Annotated in this window: 12 protein-coding genes (1 of these 12 running past the window's edge); 10 read left to right on the top strand and 2 right to left on the bottom strand. The window is 50.9% G+C overall.

Annotation, left to right across the window (positions count from 1 at the left end):
• Nucleotides 1-314 precede the first annotated feature (314 nt).
• The 7 genes from ACSFXJ_RS23120 to ACSFXJ_RS23090 all read left to right on the top strand — a co-directional run bounded on the left by ACSFXJ_RS23120 (nt 315) and on the right by ACSFXJ_RS23090 (nt 11800).
• Nucleotides 315-1241, top strand: a complete 927-nt coding sequence (locus tag ACSFXJ_RS23120) for a glycosyltransferase family 2 protein (RefSeq protein WP_435922655.1) — start codon at nt 315-317, stop codon at nt 1239-1241.
• Entirely contained in the window at nt 1238-2644 is a 1407-nt protein-coding gene (locus tag ACSFXJ_RS23115; protein WP_435922654.1) for an undecaprenyl-phosphate glucose phosphotransferase, read from the top strand. Before ACSFXJ_RS23120 ends, ACSFXJ_RS23115 begins: the two co-directional genes overlap by 4 nt.
• Nucleotides 2634-3524 (top strand): phosphatidylinositol-specific phospholipase C/glycerophosphodiester phosphodiesterase family protein, encoded by an 891-nt coding sequence (locus tag ACSFXJ_RS23110; protein ID WP_435922653.1) that lies wholly within the window; start codon nt 2634-2636, stop codon nt 3522-3524. Before ACSFXJ_RS23115 ends, ACSFXJ_RS23110 begins: the two co-directional genes overlap by 11 nt.
• Before the next feature lie 227 nt (nt 3525-3751).
• Nucleotides 3752-4474: a heptaprenylglyceryl phosphate synthase gene (locus ACSFXJ_RS23105; protein ID WP_435922652.1), complete on the top strand. Its 723-nt coding sequence runs from the start codon at nt 3752-3754 to the stop codon at nt 4472-4474.
• 743 nt (nt 4475-5217) lie between these two features.
• A complete protein-coding gene (gene pcrA, locus ACSFXJ_RS23100; RefSeq protein ID WP_435922651.1) occupies nt 5218-7584 on the top strand; it encodes a DNA helicase PcrA in 2367 nt (788 codons plus the stop codon).
• A gap of 667 nt (nt 7585-8251) precedes the next feature.
• Nucleotides 8252-10267: an NAD-dependent DNA ligase LigA gene (gene ligA / locus ACSFXJ_RS23095; RefSeq protein ID WP_435922650.1), complete on the top strand. Its 2016-nt coding sequence runs from the start codon at nt 8252-8254 to the stop codon at nt 10265-10267.
• 189 nt (nt 10268-10456) lie between these two features.
• Nucleotides 10457-11800 (top strand): radical SAM protein, encoded by a 1344-nt coding sequence (locus ACSFXJ_RS23090; RefSeq protein ID WP_435922649.1) that lies wholly within the window; start codon nt 10457-10459, stop codon nt 11798-11800.
• A gap of 601 nt (nt 11801-12401) precedes the next feature.
• Here the strand turns inward: ACSFXJ_RS23090 and ACSFXJ_RS23085 are convergent.
• Both ACSFXJ_RS23085 and ACSFXJ_RS23080 read right to left on the bottom strand, forming a co-directional pair.
• The gene (locus ACSFXJ_RS23085; RefSeq protein WP_435922648.1) at nt 12402-13718 is read right to left on the bottom strand and encodes a transcriptional regulator; all 1317 of its coding nucleotides are present in this window, start codon (nt 13716-13718) and stop codon (nt 12402-12404) included.
• Between the two features lie 101 nt (nt 13719-13819).
• Entirely contained in the window at nt 13820-15178 is a 1359-nt protein-coding gene (locus tag ACSFXJ_RS23080; protein ID WP_435922015.1) for an IS4 family transposase, read from the bottom strand.
• 317 nt (nt 15179-15495) lie between these two features.
• Between ACSFXJ_RS23080 and ACSFXJ_RS23075 the strand changes: the two genes are divergently transcribed.
• The 3 genes from ACSFXJ_RS23075 to ACSFXJ_RS23065 form a co-directional block, all read left to right on the top strand.
• Nucleotides 15496-16854: an ABC transporter substrate-binding protein gene (locus ACSFXJ_RS23075; RefSeq protein WP_435922647.1), complete on the top strand. Its 1359-nt coding sequence runs from the start codon at nt 15496-15498 to the stop codon at nt 16852-16854.
• Nucleotides 16855-16952: 98 nt separating this feature from the next.
• Nucleotides 16953-18365 carry an ABC transporter substrate-binding protein gene (locus ACSFXJ_RS23070; RefSeq protein ID WP_435922646.1) on the top strand — a complete coding sequence of 471 codons (1413 nt, stop codon included), beginning with the start codon at nt 16953-16955 and terminating at the stop codon, nt 18363-18365.
• Nucleotides 18366-18390: 25 nt separating this feature from the next.
• Nucleotides 18391-19009: the beginning of an ABC transporter substrate-binding protein gene (locus tag ACSFXJ_RS23065; protein ID WP_435922645.1), read on the top strand. The gene runs 836 nt beyond the window's last position; only the first 619 of its 1455 coding nucleotides appear in the window; its start codon is at nt 18391-18393; the stop codon falls past the right edge of the window.

Here is a 19009-nt window from a genome sequence, read left to right as displayed (position 1 = left end):
ATCAATTCCTGAAGATGAAGGCATAATTATAGAGTTGTTCTAACAGGACTTGATTACGAAGAATACAGGAAAGAGAGTTTTAAGTACGACGGTTAGGGGAATGAAAGGGAGAAAGTTAAGTGGGTTGAATGTAACAATTTTCTTAATTCTATTTTAAAATACTATAATTGTCAATAATAGGATATTTATAGCTATTCATATTTCTACTCCCATCCATTCCCTTGCTTTTACCTCCATCTCCCAATCCCGATATGCTATAATGTCGATAGATTACTAGTTTTGTCAGGAGCAATAAATAAGGAGCCTTAGCGAAAATGGACTTGAGCATCATCATTGTCAGTTACAATACATGCCGTTTGACGGTGGACTGCCTGGAATCGGTGTACGGTTCGGAGACGGTCTATTCGTACGAGGTCATTGTCGTTGACAATGCGTCAAAGGACGACTCTGTACAAGCGATACAGGAAAGCTTCCCGCAGGTTCGCCTCATCGCCAACAATGACAACACCGGTTTTGCGAAGGCAAATAACCAGGCGATGGAAATCGCCCAAGGCCGCTATGTCCTGCTGCTCAACTCGGATACGATCGTGCAAAAGGATACGTTTCAAACGATGATTGCCTATATGGATGGGCATCCAGACCTCGGAGCGGCGGGCTGCAAAATCATTTTACCGGACGGGACGCTGGATAAGGCGTGCAGACGCGGGTTTCCGACGCCGTCGGCATCTTTTTACTATGCTTTCGGATTTTCCAAACTGTTTCCTGCCAATCCGCGTTTTAACCAGTATCAGCTTGGGTACAAGGATCCGAATGAGACATATCCGATCGATTGCCTTGTCGGCGCGTTTATGCTGGTGCGGCAGGAGACGATCCGGCAAGTGGGCCGCCTGGACGAAACCTTTTTTATGTACGGCGAGGATATCGACTGGTGCTATCGGATCAAGCAGGCGGGGTGGGGCATTCATTACCATCCGGCCACATACATTGTTCATTATAAAGGGGCCAGCAGCCGCCGAAAGCCGTTCAAGATCATTTACGAATTCCACCGCGCCATGTGGGTGTTTCACCGCAAGCACTATAAGCGGAAATATTCCTGGATCACCAATGCGGCGGTCTATTGCGGAATTGCGCTCAAATTTACTATATCCTTGGCCAAAAACAAACTTCTTCCGCGGGGCGGCGCAACAAAAACGCCTCAACCCGCAGGCCAATCCGGTACGAATGTGGAGGTGAGATCATGATTCGCAAAAATCAGCGATTTTTGACGCAACTGTATATTTTGGCGGATTTCGTGGTCATCCAGATCTCTTTCCTCTTCGCCTGGTGGCTTAAATTCGAGAGCGGCTTGATTCGCTACGAGCAGCCTTTACCGGTGGAGATTTACGCATTTTGGAGTATCGTGTACGGGGCCATTGCCGTCTTTGTCGGGATTCTGATCTCTCTTTATTCTCCCAAACGGAAAAAGAGGTTTTCCGACGAAGTGCTGAAACTGGCTCAGGTGCATTTTCTGAGCTTGTTTATCCTGCTTGGCGCAATGTTCTTCGTCAAACAGGTCGATATTTCGCGGATGTATCTGGCGATATATATGATTTTCAACCTGTTGTTCATTATGGTCTACCGGTATTTCCTCAAGAGCTCGCTTAAACAGCTTCGTAAAAAGGGCTTCAACAAGCAGTTTGTGCTTATTTTAGGCGCGGGATCGCTTGGGCAGAAGTTCCACGATAACCTCCGTCAATATCCGGAGCTCGGTTACGAAATCGTCGGCTTTCTCGATGACCACCGGGAATGGGGGCCAGAGGAAAGATCCAGATACAAACCGATTCACGGGACCGTGGATCAGCTGCAAGAAATTCTGGAATCCAAGTTGATTGATGAAGTGGTACTTGCGCTGCCGCTAACGGCACATTCCAAGTACGCAAGAATCATTGCCATTTGTGAAAAAGCCGGTGTCCGTACGCTGATCATCCCGGACTTTTTCGATTATTTACCGGCCCGCCCGGTGTTCGACAACTTTGCCGGCATGCCGATGATCAATGTCCGCGACATTCCGCTGGATCTGGCCGGGAATCGGCTTGCGAAGCGGCTGTTCGATATCGTGTTCAGCTCCTTTGCCATTGTGATCACTTCGCCGCTGATGCTGCTGATCGCGATCGGGGTCAAGCTGACTTCCAAAGGTCCGGTTATTTTCAAACAGGAGCGGGTCGGTCTCAACCGGCGCCGGTTCCATATGTACAAGTTCCGCTCGATGCGGGCCTTACCCGAAGGAATGGAGGATACGGGCTGGACGACCGAAAACGATCCGAGGCGAACCAAATTCGGTACTTTCCTTCGCAAAACAAGCCTCGACGAACTGCCGCAATTTTTCAATGTGCTTGCCGGTCATATGAGCGTGGTGGGACCGCGTCCGGAGCGTCCGTACTTCGTGGAACAATTCCGCGAGGAGGTTCCGAAATACATGGTCAAGCACCATGTCCGTCCCGGCATTACCGGATATGCGCAAGCCCATGGCTTACGTGGGGATACATCGATAGAGGAGCGGATAGAGCATGATATTTTTTACATCGAGAACTGGTCCATCCTGCTGGACATCAAAATTATATTTAAAACGATGGTTAACGGGTTTATAAACAAAAATGCGTATTAATAAAAAGAAACTGCTCTATAGCTCGCTTCTCCTTCTTGCGCTTGTGATTCTGCTCGTCACGACACTATACCGGCCGCAGGACCGGTTTCCGCGCGAAGGATTTTTGGCCCACCGGATGATAGCGCATGCGATGGGAGGAATCGGGGATCTCACGTATTCCAACAGCTATGAAGCTTTTACCGCAAACTATGAAAAAGGCCTCAGGGTTTTCGAAGCGGACCTTCTGCTCAGCAAGGACGGCCAGCTCATTGCCCGCCATGAATGGGGAGAAAGCTTCACCAAAATGATGGGGCAGGAAGACGCGATGGATCCGGCCACGCATCCGGCGGTGTGGACATTTGAAGAATTTAAGGCGGCTAAAATCAAGGGGCAGTACGAGCCGCTCAGTTGGGAAGATATTCTCGACTTAATGGAGCAGCATCCGGATATGTATCTGGTCACCGATACGAAGCAGATCGAGCCGGAGGAGATCGACGAAATCTTCAATATTATTGCGGATACCGCCAAGAAGCGCGACCCGGCCCTGCTGGACCGGATTGTGCCGCAAATTTACTATGAGTCGATGTGGGATGCGATTGAAGCGATATACCCGTTCAAGTCGGTTATTTATACGCTGTATCAGACGCATGATTCCGACGAGAAGGTGATCCGGTTTGCCAAGGAAAAAAGCCTGGCCGCCATCACCATGTCGGAGACCCGGGCAAACGAAAACTTGGTTTCCGAATTGGCGAAGATCGGCATCCCGTCGTACGTGCACACGATTAACGACAAAGAAAAGGTGCTTAAATTCAAACGCATGGGCGTCTACGGTTTCTACACGGATTTTCTGGGTGAAGAAGATGCGGGAAGGGCTAGTCTATTGAATATTTTGGGGTTGTAACAAAAGAGCCTCCTCTGTTGTGAAGAGGGGGATCTTTTGCGTTTGCAGGAAGATTCTGTTCCCCTCCGATGCGAACATTGACAGCATTCTTACAGTAACTTAGACTAGAAGTGGCTATGAGATAAACCGTTCGTAAAATACAAGCAAGAACACGCGGGGCATAAAAGAGTGGCCCCGTTTTTCGTGACGGATCGGGGTGGCCCGAACCGAACAGACAGAACAATAGCATGGGGGAATCGGTGTTGAAGCAGTGTTTGCAGTCCTGGCGGCATGTGTTCAAATTGGATCCGGACAAAAGCCTTAGCGATGAAGCGTTGGAAGCCGTATGCATGTCAGGAAGCGATGCCGTCATCGTCGGCGGCTCCAGCGGAGTGACTTATGACAATACGGTGGAGTTACTGTCCCGCGTTCGCCAGTTTGAAATCCCGTGCGTGCTGGAGGTTTCCGATCTGGAAGCCGTAGTGCCGGGGTTCGATCTGTATCTGATCCCGATGGTGCTGAATACGGCACGAACGGATTGGTTGATCGGGCATCACGCCCGCGCGGTCGAACAGTACGGATACATGATTCCATGGGACATGCTGGTGCCGGAAGGGTATATTGTGCTGAACCCCGATTCCACTGTGGCGAAGCTAACGGATGCGGTTACCGGGCTCGAGCCTTCCGCCGCCTCCGCTTATGCGCAGGTCGCGGACAAGCTTCTAAGGATGCCTATCGTTTACGTTGAATATAGCGGCATGTTCGGCGATATGGAGCTGGTCGCGGATGTGCGCAGATCGCTTGGCGCCGCGCAGCTTTTTTACGGCGGGGGCATTGCGGATGCCGAGATGGCCAGACGGGCCTCTGCGGTTTGCGATACGATTGTCGTCGGTAACGTCATCTACAGCAACCTTCAGAGTGCGCTCGACACCGTCCAGGCGGTAAAGGGGCATTTGTCGGGAAGGGCCTGACCGCTCCATGGCCGCGATCGTCTTTTCGAGTTCCCTGGCACATCCGCGTAACGCTTGCCACAGCCGCTAATTGCTCCAAATCGGCGGTTTTTGAAATCTAACGGTTATAGGCGCTCTTATTTCCCCATCATTGGTCAAAAAAAGGCCTAAATGGAACAACAACCGCTAAGGCAAGCGTTAGAAAACCAAATAGCTGCTTTTCGACGAATTAACGCCCATGGTAAGCGTTAGCTGTTGAGTCATTGCGTAGGGACGGGGGATTAGGGCGAATTGCCGAAGTACCGAAGGGCTGCAGGGTTTTAGTGACAAAGATGCTTAAAGTACTCAAAGTGCCAAAGTTACAAACCTGAGACCTGAGAGCCAACAGTCTCAGTGAGTCAGAGTTGTCGAAGTGCCAAAGTTACTAAGTGTGATGAAGCGCCGAAGTGCTGAAAGTACTCAACTGCTGAACCGCCAAAGTTACAATGTACTCAAGTGCCCATACATGCATCATCCGCGGCCTATCGCCCATGTTTACCGGGAATTCTCCAGCTATTTTTCTCGTAAGTCCCGCAGCATGCGAAATAACGGGAAAACATCCATCTAATTCAGCAGAATTCCTGGACATCAGCCCAAATTCGAGAAATTAGCGGGAAGTTTTCCGCTTAATTGGAAGATGAACACAAACAAGTCGAAATTAACGGGAGCTTTTCCCGTTATCCATAAAAAGAAAAGTACCCGAGCAATGAGAGAGGAGCATTTCTATGCAACCTGTGAATATACAAGAGGCGGTGGCCCGTCTTAACCCGGAGCAGCGCAAAGCCGTCGAAACGACGGAAGGCCCGCTGCTCATCATGGCCGGCGCAGGCAGCGGTAAGACCCGCGTGCTGACGCACCGGATCGCTTACCTGATCGCGACGCGGAAAGCGCCGCCGTGGGCGATTTTGGCCATCACGTTTACGAATAAAGCGGCCCGCGAAATGCAGGACCGGGTGTCCCGGCTCGTGGGCGGTTCGGAAGGGCGGGACATTTGGGTGTCCACCTTCCACTCCATGTGCGTGCGCATTCTCCGCAGAGATATCGAGCGGATCGGATTTACGTCGAATTTTTCCATTCTTGATTCCGGGGACCAGCTTTCCGTCATTCGCAACTGCATGAAAGAATTGAACATCGACACCAAGAAGTTCGAGCCGAAGGCGGTTCAGTCGATGATCAGCACGGCGAAGAACGAGCTTGTCACGCCGAAGCAGTATGAGCAGAAGGTTGGAGATTATTTTGAGGGCATCGTTGCCAAAGTCTATGACCTCTATCAGAGAAAGCTGCGCAACAACAACTCGCTTGATTTTGACGACCTGATTATGAAGACGATCGAGCTGTTCAACAATGAGCCGCAGGTGCTCGATTTTTATCAGAAAAAGTTCTCATACATCCACGTCGACGAATACCAGGATACGAACCGGGCGCAGTACATGCTGTGCCGCATGCTGGCGGACAAGCATCACCGCATCTGCGTGGTGGGCGATAGCGACCAGTCGATTTACCGGTGGCGCGGCGCGGATATCAGCAATATTCTCAACTTTGAAAAAGATTATCCCGAAGCGACCACGATCATGCTGGAGCAAAACTACCGTTCGACCTCGACGATTTTGAATGCCGCCAACGGCGTGATCGGCCGGAATACCGGCCGCAAGCCGAAAAACCTTTGGACCGACAAAGGTGACGGCGATAAAATTCAGGTGTACCGGGCGGATTCGGAGCATGATGAAGGGTATTTTATCACTTCGGAAATTTCGCAACATGTGAAAAACGGCAGAGCCTATCGCGATCACGCGATTTTGTACCGTACCAATGCCCAGTCCCGGGTGATCGAGGAAATTTTGATCAAGTCGGATATTCCTTATCAAATCGTCGGCGGCATCAAGTTCTATGATCGTAAAGAAATCAAGGATTTGCTCGGCTATTTGCGCCTGTTGTCGAACCCGGATGACGATATCAGCCTGACGCGGATCATTAACGTGCCGAAAAGAGGCATCGGCGACACGACGGTCGGAAAGCTGGCGGATGCGGCGGCGGAACGCGGGACGTCGATTTACAAAGTGCTGCAGACGGTCGACGATCTCGGCTTTGCAGGCCGGACGCGCAATGCGCTGGTGGAGTTTTATGATATGATCGCTGCGCTGCATCAGATGGTGGAGTTTTTGTCCGTCACCGAGCTGACCGAAAAGTTGCTGGAAATGACGCAATACCGGCTGGAGCTGCAGAACGAGAATACGCTTGAGTCGCGCGCCCGCCTGGAAAATATCGACGAGTTCCTGTCAGTAACGATGGAATTTGAGAATAATAATGAAGATAAGTCGTTAGTATCCTTTCTCACGGATCTGGCGCTGATTGCGGACATCGACAGCATGAACGATAACGGCGACGCGGAAAAAGCGAACGACGACGCGGTCGTGCTGATGACGATGCACAGTGCCAAGGGGCTGGAGTTCCCGGTCGTTTTCATCATCGGGATGGAGGAAGGCGTGTTCCCTCACAGCCGGGCCTTCCTGGATAATGAAGAGCTGGAGGAGGAACGTCGCCTCGCTTATGTAGGCATCACGCGCGCGGAAGAGAAGCTCTACCTCAGCTGCGCGCAGATGCGCACGCTGTTCGGTCGGACCACGGCGAACGCGCCGTCCCGCTTCCTTGACGAGATCCCGGAGGATCTCAAGGAAGACACGGGCGTCGCCCGTGATCGTTACCGCCGCGGTGCGGGCATCGGCGGCGTGTACGGCCGCCGCGGCTTCGGCGCCAGCGGCGGCAGCAACTTCGGCCACCGCGGCAGCGTGGCCGAAACTCCGCGGCCGGCCGCAGGCGGCCGCAGCACCGGTGGCGCCGGCAGCAGCGGCGTCACGGTAACCGTGGGCGCTCCGGGCGCAGCCGGCGCGCCTGTCAAAAAGACGCCGGGAGCCGGAGGCACCGGCGGCGCATTCCAGGCCGGCGACAAGGTGTCGCACGGCAAATGGGGGATCGGCACCGTCGTGGCGGTCAAAGGCTCCGGTAACGACACGGAGCTGCAGATCGCTTTTCCGGCGCCGGTCGGCGTGAAACGCCTGCTCGCAGGCTTCGCCCCGATCACCAAAGTGGAGTAAGCCGGGTCCCTATTGCTCCGTTGGGAGCCATCCGCTCGCCTTGCACGGCGTCGCGCCAGGCCGTCTCAGTAACTCACCAAGCGACGCTGTCGCACCAATGATCCAAGTAACTTGTCCTAGGAGTGTGGCAACATTAGCTGGAGTAACTAACCAAGCCGCGTTGTCACATTAATCATCTAAGTTACTCATCTTGCACGGAGTTGCACCAGTCATCTAATCACGCACCAAACGACGCTATAGCACCAGTTAAGTTACTTACCATACACGGTACGGCACCAATCGCCCAAGTAACTCAACTTCAGCACAATGGTGCCGCACCGCACAAATAGCGCCCTTTTTGGTTCTTATTCGGCCTGTTTGAGTTTATGGCACTGAAATAAGGACCATTTTTACCGCTATTCTGGCCCGAATGCGCCAAATTGGTTGGTTTTCGCATCAATTTAAGCAAATAAGACCATTTTTAGGCGTTATTTTTGACCGCGAGCGCTAAATGGCGAGAATAAGGCCTAAATTTACCCTTATTGATCCACCAAACTGCCGCGTCAAAACGATCGCATCAATCGGAACGCATCCAAAAACCGCAAAACTGAAACGGAAGAGCACAGCCACGATAACTGGCACGTCTAGCCCTTCCGTTTCCATACATACAAAGGAGGGTTGTCCCCGCATGGATAAAATGCAGCGCATGGAGCAGCTGATCGAGCAGCTGAATCAGTTTAATTACCACTATTACACGTTGGACCAACCGCTGGTAAGCGACAAGGAGTATGACCTGTTGTACGATGAACTGGTCGCCCTGGAAGCGGAGACGGGAACAACGCTGCCGGGTTCTCCGACGCAAAGGGTGGGCGGCGAATTGCTCGAGGGCTTCAAGCCGCACCGGCATTTGGCTCCGCTTTGGAGCCTTGATAAGGCGCAGAACGAGGAGCAGCTGTTGAACTGGAACAACCGGGCTTTGAAGCTGATCGCGGATTACAACTCCAAAAATCCAGGCAACCCTCTCCCGGCGCCCACGTACGTCGTGGAACTGAAGTTCGACGGCCTGACGCTGAATCTGACCTATACGGACGGGGAGCTGGTTCAAGCTTCCACGCGGGGGAACGGTGCCGTCGGCGAAGGCATTCTCGCCCAGGTCAAGACGATCAAATCCGTCCCGCTCACCATTCCTTACAAGGATGGGACAATCGAGGTGCAAGGCGAGGGCATTATGAACCTTTCCGTTCTTGCCAAGTATAACGAGACGGCCGCCGAGCCGCTCAAAAATGCCCGTAACGCCGCTGCCGGGGCTCTGCGCAACCTGAATCCGCGGACGACCGCGGAGCGGAAGCTGAGCGCTTTTTTCTATAATGTGGGGTATTCGGACAACATCCGCTTCTCCGATCATCGGGAAATGATGGCCTTCCTCAAGGACAACCGTTTCAAGGTGAATCCTTATGTGACGTACCACGACAGCTTTGATAAAGTGATCGAGACGCTTCACGAGATCGTGGAAAAACGCTCCACCCTCGATTACCTGATCGACGGGGCGGTTATCAAGCTTACCGATATGCGCACCCGCGAGGCGCTCGGGTATACCGACAAATTCCCGCGCTGGGCGGTCGCGTTCAAATTCGAGGCCGAAGAAACGACGACCGTGCTGGAATCGGTTTCCTGGAACGTCGGCCGCACCGGCAAAATCACGCCATTGGCTAAAGTGGAGGCTGTCGAGCTGGCCGGGGTTACGGTCCAAAATTGCACGCTCAATAATATCGGGGATATCGAACGCAAAAACCTGAAATTCGCGCTCGGCACCCGCGTCTTTATACGCCGCTCCAACGACGTCATTCCGGAAATTCTCGGTAAAGTGACGGAGGAGCAAGACGGCGGGGAGATTGTTTATCCCGTGAATTGTCCGTCCTGCGGATTCCCGCTTGAGCAGCGCGGCGCGCATCTGTTCTGCAACAACCGGTTTGAATGCAAGCCGCAAATCGTCAGCCGGATTACGCATTTTGCTTCCCGCGACGCGATGGACATCGAAACGTTCAGCGAAAAAACGGCCGAACAGCTCTACGACGAGCTGAACGTCCGCGAGGCGGCGGAGCTGTATACGCTCACCTTCGAGGATCTGATCAAGCTGGACCGCTTCGGCGAGAAAAAGGCGAACAATTTGCTCCGCGCGATCGAGGAGAGCAAAGGGCGGGATCTCGCCAGCTTCCTGTTCGCGCTCGGCATCCCGAACACCGGCAAATCGACCACCAAGGTGCTGGCCGATCATTTCCGCGATCTGTCCCGGATCATGTCCGCTACCGTGGAGGAGCTCACGGAGCTGCCGGACATCGGACTGATCGTCGCCGAAAGCATCGTCTCGTTCTTCGCCGATCCGTTCATGCAGGCCGCCATCAACAAAATGCTTTCGCTCGGCGTCGAAGCGAAAGCGCCTGAAGCACCGGCGGCCCCGGTTACCGACTCCTTCTTCTCCGGCAAGACGGTCGTCCTGACGGGCACCTTGCACCAGCTCGGCCGCGACGAGGCGACGGCCCGGCTTGAAGCCCTTGGCGCCAAAGTCACCGGCAGCGTGTCGAAGAAGACCGATCTCGTCATTGCCGGCGAGAAAGCCGGCAGCAAGCTGGCCAAAGCCCAGCAGCTCGGCATCCCGGTCATCGAGGACGAAGACGAGTTCATCAAATTGTTAAACGGCCAGTAGGCCGGCATAATCATATCGGCCAAATCGAATAGAACATTTCACCGTCCCCGGGTAGGCGCAGTCATTGTGGCGTCTGTCCGGGGATTTTTTTGTGCGAGGAGAGTGACCGTCGTCATTGAACCGCGGGTTGTTTTCCCTGCATGATGTTATGGTGAACACCCGAATTGAACAAAAGGATGGGAAAAATCGATGAATCAACACGGATTGCTGCGGAAGCCTTCGCGTTTTAACGCGCAGAGCGAGAGTGATGACGGCGGATTGGTGCTGTATAACAGCTATACAGGCGCGATCGCCTCATTTTCTCCGGAAGAGCGAAATCAGGTACTTGAATGGTTAAAGGCCGGGACGCCTGCACCTGATCCTGCCCCGCCGCTGTATGCCGGACTGGTCGAGCACGGTTTTCTCGTTCATGAAAGCACCGATGAGCTGAGACGGGCATTATTTTTACACCAATCGATGCACGCACAGGATTCCATGCACCTCGTTCTTCTCGTGACCGAGGCCTGCAATTTCCGCTGCAACTATTGCTATGAATACTTCCCGCGGGCTTCGATGCGCCCGGAAGTGATCGAGGGGCTGGAAGCTTATATTGACGAGCGGGCCAAAACCATGAAACGGCTGACGATCAGCTGGCATGGGGGAGAGCCGCTGCTTGTTCCGCATATTATCGAACGGCTTTCCCGTTCGTTTATGGCATCCTGTGAGCGGAGCGGGGCCGTATACGGTGCCGAAATGTCCACCAACGGCTACTATTTGACCCGGGAGCGTTTCGAACAGATGCTTGACTTGAACGTGGAACGCTTCATGGTCACCCTGGACGGCGAAGGCGAAGTGCATGACGCTCGGCGCGGTCTACACGGCGGGGGAGGTACCTACCAAACGATCGTAAACAATCTATTAACGTTAAAAGAGGTAGACCGCCCCTTCGAAATCAACCTGCGCGTTAATTTTGACAACAGCAATCTGGACGCCGTTACCGCGTTTATTCCTGTTTTGCGGGATTTGTTCGGCAATGATCCCCGTTTTAAAGTGTATTTCCGTCCCGTCGGCTGCATGGGCGGCGAAAACGACTTGACCCTTCCAGTGTGCGACGACCGGACCAAGGACATCAAAATTTGGGAATTCAACGAACGGGCAATCGCGGCGGGGCTCACCGTCAGTTCTTTTATCTCCGATATTTTGCTCCCTACGGGGGCGGTATGCTATGCAGCGAAGCCGAATTCCCTGGTGATCGGTTCGGATGGCCGGCTGTACAAATGCTCGGTGGCCCTGGAACAGGATAACAATCGGCTGGGCTTCATTCATCGGGACGGCACGCTGGACCTTGATTACGACAAGCTGGCGCTCTGGACTACTTCCGGCGAAGAAACGGATTCGAATTGCCAAGCCTGTTTTTTCCGCCCGGCCTGCCAAGGCAATCATTGCCCGCTATACCGCATGCGCACCGGCCAGAGACCTTGTTCTTACGAGAAACGCCAAATCAAACAAACGCTGAGAACGATATGGCTGCAAAACGAAACGACCGAAGTCTAAGAATTTGCTTTTCATTATGTAAGGAGGTGAAAGGAATGAAAGTTATCCGCTCCGCAGCCCAAGCTGCCAAGGTGAACACGGGCCGTGTCTCCAAATCGGTCCCAGGCAATTTGAGCTAATGCCAATTCAGAACTAAATCCTCGAAGCGGAGCTTCGGGGATTTTTTTAGTCAGTTCCAACCTTCAGGATTGGATCCTATATGATTTTTCATACATAAATTAAGCTTTGGACGTTTTCTGAGCATTTCTGTACGATAAATCATACACATTCAGGTGTTTTTCCTGATTTAGGGCATTTTCTGTATGATTTTTCGTACAGAATCAGTAATACAGCGGTTTTGTGGCATGTTATGGTCGAATTTTCATACACATTTTCTGATTATTTACAATAGGAAACCCCCACCGGACAGATATACTATCTACCCGGTGGGGGCTGTTCTTCATGGTCAAGAAATTAACATACTATGTATCTTGGTAGGTGAGTTATTGTGTATTTAACCGCCAGCATGAAAATCAAATAATTTAATTACGGGGGATGAAACTAGTACAAAGGCCAACAAGAAACCCAATACATACAACTGCTTGATTTTTTTCTTCATACTTTAGCCTCCTATTTTCGCTAATAGGTGATACTCTTCCTGATATAGCGGCGACGCAAACTCCCTATATGTTTCGAATAACCGCATAAACCTCAGGATCGAGCTCTCATCATTCATTATAGCAGATTCTCCCAATCCGTCTACTAATTCCCGAAATCCTCTGTCATATCTCCCTCTCCTTAAAAAGTACATAGACAATTCATACATCAAACCAATCCGCTTATAATCTACATTAATTCCATTAATGATTGTATTTCTTAACTCTTTCTTATATGACATGATATGTTGTTCAAATTTGTAAAGATGATGATCAATGTCTAAATCAAACTTATTAGCTGCTTTAGTTATATTCCACAATCCTGTAATAATTTCATCTTCAATTGGTTCAAAGAAACTTACGTATTCTTCAAGAATGTTCGTTTCGCCAGCCATGAGCCTTGTTAACAAGATATTTGCCTTAGCCCATCTTAGAAATAAAACTTTCCAATGCTGGGTATGTTCATCTTTTTCCTTTACCCAGTCCAGATTAGTGACTTCATAAACATGCTTCAAGGCTTGTTCATAATGTTCGTTTTCATAATAAGAGGCCGCCAGTAAGAGTTTACTATGTGCTATATAAAAAAACAGGGGTCTGCCAAGCTGTCTAAGAGGCTTGCCCTCTTTCCTTTTTTTGGAATGGAAATTATTATAAACGATTGTAGCAAGGTAATTTAACCTTAATGAAATTTTCTCCACTCTATTCCAATCGCGTATAGTCCGGTAAGTAATCAACAAACTCCGCAGCGCATCCAACTGATCAAACTCATCCAGCCGATCCACATACGGCTCAAACTGAATCGCGGCATACCGGTTCTGCTCCAAATCATCGCCCTGCTTAATCAGGAACATCCGGTAATGGCAAAAGGCCAGCCGTTCCGAATGCTGGTGCTTCTCGCTTGCGGCGACGTTTTCGAACAGGATGGCTGCGGCCTCGTGGTTGCCGTTCTGGTAAAATTCCTCCGCAAGGTCGAACAAGAGCGGGGAATACATGAGATGGTCGAGCAGCAGCCCGACGACCTTGCGGATGAGATCCGCTTTGCCGAGAGCCGCGCAACGGTACAAAAAAGGCCGGATTCTGCGCCAATCCGGTGTCGTGTTCAACAAGAAATCTTCTACGTACTGTTCGTAAAAATGACCCTCCGGCAAACTCATGACCGAAGTAAGGCGATCGAGATGGTCGACGGTGAGTCTTTTTTGGTGATTAAAAATCGAGCTCAGCGTGCCCGCGTTCAGATCGGCGCGTTGAGCCAATTTTCGTAAGTTGATTTGCTCTTGCTGCATGAAGTTGTCCAACTGCTCGAGAATCGGGGTTGTACAGGTCATACAAATCACCTTTGCTCATTAATTAAAAGAACCTACTAAGTACAAAAAATGTTAATATCTCAACTTTCGCAGCTTAATTTTCCGAACAAAGCCTTGATATAATTGGGCAAACTCGCAATCCATTGCTGGAGTTGACATACAACGGCAGACTGATCCCGTTTGGATTTCGCTTCCGTGAACGCCATGAAAAATGCGATCAGATGCTGCAAAGCCGTTTTGAGATCCAGGTCTCGAACTTCGTCGGAAAACAGGAAAAACAGACCGCCCAACGACCGCGCGTCGTTGTTGTGACGGCGTTCCCATTCCATTACGAGATAACGGGTAAACACGATCGTGGTGTGGCTGATGAGCATATCAAACGAACGACCTTGAAACTCCGTTCCCAGCTTCAGGTACGATTTGGCAAATTTGAAGAACGTCTCAATGCTCCAACGCATGCCGTAGATGCGAACGATTTCAGCCTCTTCCAACGCCAAATCGGTGCTGAGCAGAACCAGCCAATCCCGCCGCCGATGGCGGTTTTGCACAAAGACCAATTTGATCGGCAAACCGCAGGCGGTTTGAACGATGACCGAGCCAAGGATTTCTTTGTTTTTCTGCTTTGGCAACAGGGCATACAGTTCATGGAGCGTCAGGCTTTTTCCGTCGAACCGGTATCGTTGTTTCATCGCCTTGACCATCCCAATGACATGCAGACCTTTCGCCATCAGTTCACGCAACAGAGGCGCTTGGGTAAACCAACTGTCCATCAGGACAAAGTCAGCGCTAAATCCAGCCTGAATCGCTCGATCAAGCAGAGCCGCCACGGCATCCGGTTTGCGTGAAAGCGCCTCGATGCGGCGTTTGTAGCCTTGGGTACGCTTGGACAGACGTTCCTTCATCTCGCAAAAGCGATTCGTCAGCTTGGCCGAGCTGAGCATGACAAAATCGATGGGCGCAAAGCTGAAGCCATCCGACCATCCGAGCGTGAGCATGTTGTAGCCGCGAGCATATCTCCCCGTCGTATGATCGAAGATGCGGGCAAGCAACTCGGCTTTCTTGCTGCGATCCCTGCGAAGAACCGAATCATCAATGATGAACGTCCGAACGCGGGACGAAGAGGTTAAGGAATCAAAATGCTGAACGACCTTCAGACTCAAGGCATGCAAAAATCGTCGCCAGGCAAAGCGTGGATGGTTTAAGAATCGATAGACTACATCTTTGCCAGGCAACGACTGGCGGCGGTCGCTATGCAGAAGACGAAACCAATTGCGCCCTTCAAACACGAGCGTAAAGATCAGCTGAAAGATGGCAAGACTGGACAATCCGAACGACTTGGAAATGCCGGCTTTGCGCAACAGTTGTCCGATTTGCAAAGCGGAAAATAAAGTCGAGATTCGTTCTTGGCCCTTTTCAGACAGGAAGTTGTGTTGTACCATAGAGTTACGCACCTTTCTGTTTGGAATGGTTTGTTTAGCTACTTCCATTTTACCAAACGGAAAGGTGTTTTTCTGTCAAGAACGAGATTTTTCAATAAGAAATCCTAGTCATATCAAGGCTTAACACTAATTTTCAAGGTGCGAAAGTTGAGTTAATATGTTACAAATATAAATGAGTTTTGATAACTGGTCAATTATTTTTTTGTAACTTTCAGTTGTTTTCTGGAATTATGTGACGGGGATGAGAACCGTAACTTTCCATTTCTATCAAACGTAGTTGATGTGAAGAAGAATCCAATTTTTGGAGGTAGTGGCTCGTGAAGGGGGAAATGTTCCGATTTGTCGCGCTAGTCCTGATCATCTGTTTTCTGGCTGCAGGTTGTACGGCAACTCCGGTGAATGAAGCGGATCATCCGGCGGTGAGCTTGAAGGTATTGTATTCGGATGAAGACGGTTTCTATCGAAAGTATGGCGACTTGTTCACCATGAGTCAGGGAAATGTGCATATTGAAGTCGTATCGACCCGGAAGTTGAAAGCCGATTTGGGCGGAAAAACGTACGAGGAGGCTCTGAAGGAATTGGTAGAAACGGAACGGCCGGATGTTTTATTTTTAGGGACATCGGATTTCCGGAGCTTTGCCGAAGCTGGTCAGTTGATGGAGCTTGACCCGCTGTTGGAGAGTGACAAATATAGCCTGGAGGGGGTTCTTCCGGGGCTTGAGGAGACCTTGCGGGAGTTGGGAAGCGGCAAACTGTACGGATTGAATCCCTTCTTTTACGGGAGCGCCGTCTATTACAACAAGAATCTATTCGAAAAACATGGCGTCGAACCGCCTCATGACAATATGACCTGGCAGGAGATTATGGACCTTGCGATGAGGTTTCCCGCGGAGGGGGAGGGTTCTTCACGAAACTACGGCTTTGGAGGAGACTATGCGATGTCTTTCGACTATATGGTACTCCTGTTTTCGCTTTCCGAAGGATTAACTTACATAAATCCGGACTCGATGCAGGTGACCATCGACACGGAAGCCTGGTTTAACGTGTATGAGCTTGCGTTGAAAGCCGATGCTTCGGGTGCGCTTTATAATCCGGCACAGGGGGATGAGACTGCTCAAAGCCGCACGGTAGCCGAGTCGATCCAAAACGATCCGTTTTTGACGGGTCGCAGCGCATTGACGGTAAATGGGGCATTGCTTTTGCAAAGATGGAAGGAAGCTCAAGACGTACTTACGAAAAGCCCTTCTTTTGAAATCGGCATCGTGTCCGGCCCAGTGGACCCGGCCAACCCCGGTGCCACCAGAGAGATCACGCTGGATGAGATCGTTGCAATCCGTGCAGGTTCGGAGAATAGCGAAGCCGCCTGGGAGTTTTTCAAATTCGTTAACGGGGGCCAATATGCCAAAATCAGATCCAAAACGCTGTACAGTTTACCGTCGCGTATGGACGGAAAAAGGGATTATGCCGGAATTTCCTTGGATGCGTTCTATCGTCTGAAACCCAAGCTTAACCTGTCGGGGACGCGCTCTGATCGGATTCCCTCATCCTTTTATTCCCTTTTTGAGGAAATTCGTAACAGGGAAATCGAAAAAGTCCGGGAAGGTGACAAGACATTAGAGGAGGCCTTGAGGGCGATTCAAAAGGCGGGACAAGCCGCATTGGACGCCTCGATGTAGAGAGCCGAAACCACCCCTGCGCAAATTTTTGTAACTTTCCAGTTGCTTCCTGCGTTATACGTCTAGAGCATATTAATTTATTTAATCTTTGGGAGGTCATGATGAAGATCCAATCGAAGCTGGCGCGGCGTATTTCGCTGCTTCTGGCGGTCAGCATGCTGCTGATTGCGGGCTGCAGTGCCGGTCCGGCCAAAAAGGAAAGCAACGAACAGCAAACTTTGAAAGTGATGTTTTCGGATGAAGGTTATTTCTATCAATTGTACGGCGACCTATTCACGATGAGAAATCCGAATGTGGAGATCGAAGTCGTAAGCACTCAGAGCATCTATAACGGAGAAGTGACAGACTACGAGAAGGCATATAAGGATTTTGTCGAGAAGGAACAGCCGGACATCCTGATGCTGGATTCAAGCAACTATGAAACCTTTGTGAATGACGGCCGACTGTTGGAATTGGATTCGCTTATCAGCGGGGACAAGTACAACACGGACACGATTTATCCGGGCTTGATCGACATGCTCAAGGAAAAAGGCGGCGGGAAACTGTACGGATTGGCCCCTTCCTTCTATGGCAATGCGCTCTTTTACAATGCGGATTTGTTTGCCAAATACGGAATTGAAGTGCCGCAGGACGGAATTACCTGGCAAGGCGTGCTGGATTTGGCCCGCAGATTTCCTACCGACGGGGATGAGAAGACCCGGGTCTACGGGTTCGGAGAGCAATACGGGGGGACGACCCTGGAAAATCTGGCCTCCAGAATCGCAGGTACCGAAGGGCTCCAATCGATTAATCCGGATACGATGAAAATTACGGTAAACACGGACGCTTGGAAAAGGGCCTATAAGTTAGCGCTGGACGGCCTGGAATCGAACGCCCTGTATAGTCCGAAGGACGGCGGGTTCCAGGGGGGCACAATGGAAGAATATTATAAGTCCCAGCCGTTTTTGATGGGGCGGATGGCAATGACCGTTAACGGCCCGTATATGCTGCAAAACCTGAAAGAAGCCTCAAGCTCAATCAAGGATTACAAGCCGTTCCAGATCGGTATCGTGGCAGGGCCGGTCGATCCGGCGACGCCGGATCAAACACGGGATGCGTATATGAACCGGATTTTCTCGATCCGGGCGGGTTCGCCGAATGCGGATGCCGCGTGGGAGTTCATCAAATTTGTGAGCGGCGACGAATTCGCCAAAATTAAGTCCAGAACGCTGAACGACGGCTTGCTAAGCCGGATGGGCGCGTCAAGGGAATATAACGGCGTAAGCCTTGAGCCTTTTTATAAGTTGAAACCGGTGTTTGATAACGCTCCGAAAAATGCGGACAAAATTCCGAGCGATTTCTACATGCAATATTACGAGCTCAGTTCCAGAGAACTTGGACTTGTGGAAAAGAAGAGCAAATCCATCGACGAGGCACTGCAGACGATCGAGCAGGAAGGTCAGGCGCTGCTGGATAAGCTGGTGAAGGAGCAGGCGAACAAGAAAGAGGACGGAACATCCGGCAAGGAGTAGACAGTCATTAATTTGGAGGGATTTTATGTTCAAGGGAAAAATGATTCGCAAGTTAACCTTAGCGGCAATCGCAGGCACGGTGCTTTTAACGGGCTGTACCGCCGGACCGAAGAAGGAAGCAAATGTACAGCGGTCGCTCAAAGTCATGTTTTATGACGAAAGTTATTTTTTCAGCCAGTATGGTGATTTGTTTGCCATGCAGCACCCGGATATCGATGTGGAAATCGTCAGCACGAATTCCATCTATAGCGGAAATAACGGAGAAGTTATCGATTATAACAAGGCGGTTCGCGATTTTATCGATAAGGAACAACCGGATGTCGTGATGCTGGGGACCGACAATTACGCAAAAATGGCGGGAGACGGCAAGCTGATGGAATTGGATTCCCTCATCGAACAGGACAAATATAAAATCGACAACATTTATCCTGCGCTTATTGAAATGCTAAAAGAAAAAGGCGGCGGGAAGCTCTATGGATTAAGCCCGACTTTTTACGGGAATACGATATTTTACAATGCGGACTTGTTCAAAAAGCACGGCGTCGAACTGCCTCATGACGGCATGACATGGCAGGATATTCTTGACTTGGCCCGGCGGTTCCCGACGGACGGGGACGAGAAATCCAGAATTTACGGGTTCGGTA

The sequence above is a fragment of the Paenibacillus salivarius genome (genome assembly GCF_051307165.1).
Classification (GTDB): domain Bacteria; phylum Bacillota; class Bacilli; order Paenibacillales; family Paenibacillaceae; genus Fontibacillus.
This window is presented reverse-complemented; position numbering and strand designations above follow the sequence as displayed.